This window comes from bacterium endosymbiont of Bathymodiolus sp. 5 South, from assembly GCF_900128535.1.
GTDB lineage: Bacteria > Pseudomonadota > Gammaproteobacteria > PS1 > Pseudothioglobaceae > Thiodubiliella.
Map to the genome: position 1 here is coordinate 1 of NZ_FQTR01000353.1, position 1,099 is coordinate 1,099.

A 1,099-nucleotide genomic window follows, 5' to 3' on the forward strand; every position below is an offset into this window, starting at 1 on the left:
AGGTACAGGTGCACCCTCTGGTAATGGCTATACCAAGATTTATTCAACTGGGCATGCTTTTGCCGCTCTTAAAGCCGATGGGTCAATCGCGGCGTGGGGTGCGAATTGGGCGGGCGGTACAGGCGCACCCTCGGGTAATGGCTATACCAAGATTTATCCAAATGGGTATGCCTTTACCGCCGTTAAAGCCGATGGCTCAATCACGGCGTGGGGTGGTGCTGGAGGCACAGGTGCGCCCTCGGGTAGTGGCTATACCAAGATTCATTCAACTCTGAAAGCCTTTGCCGCTATTAAAGATGGATCAATCACGGCGTGGGGTGAATCGAGTAATGGAGGTACAGATGCGCCCTCGGATAGTGGCTACACCAAGATTTATTCAACTACAGCTGCCTTTGCCGCCGTTAAAGCTGATGGGTCAATCACGGCATGGGGTAGTTGGAATGAGGGAGGTACAGGTGCGCCTTCTGGTAATGGCTATACCAAGATTTATTCAAATTGGAATACCTTTGCCGCCCTTAAAGCTGATGGGTCAATCACGGCGTGGGGTTATGGGCCTTTTGGAGGTACAGGTAAGCCTTCTGATAATGGCTACACTAAGGTTTATTCAACTTATGGCGCCTTTGCCGCTCTTAAAGGTGATGGGTCAATCACGGCGTGGGGTGATGCGAGTTTTGGAGGCACAGGCGCACCCTCCAGTAATGGCTACACCAAAATTTATTCAAATTATAATGCCTTTGCCGCCCTTAAAGCTGATGGGTCAATCACGGCGTGGGGTGGTTCTGGAGGTGCAGGTGCGCCCTCTGATAGCGGTTATACCAAGATTTATTCAACTGGAGGTGCCTTTGCCGCCGTTAAAGCCGACGGCTCAATTACAGCGTGGGGTGAATCGAATAATGGAGGCACTATACCTGCATCTATCGCTACGCCTGATTAAACATAGGCTGAAAATAATTAAGATCAAAGTGTCATTTGTTCATCAATTTTCTTTCTTGGTCTTCCTGCGTTTCTACGGCTGACCCTTGCATTGGTCAAATTCTCAATTTGTTGAGATATGAGGGGATGCTACCCTTGTTTTATAGGGGTGTTTTAGCGTAAATGT

Annotated in this window: 1 pseudogene; it reads left to right on the forward strand. The window is 49.0% G+C overall.

Going from position 1 to position 1,099, the window contains the following annotated elements:
* A pseudogene (locus tag BBROOKSOX_RS11435) lies at window positions 1-934 on the forward strand (Ig-like domain-containing protein); the annotation flags it as partial.
* Window positions 935-1,099 lie beyond the last annotated feature (165 nt).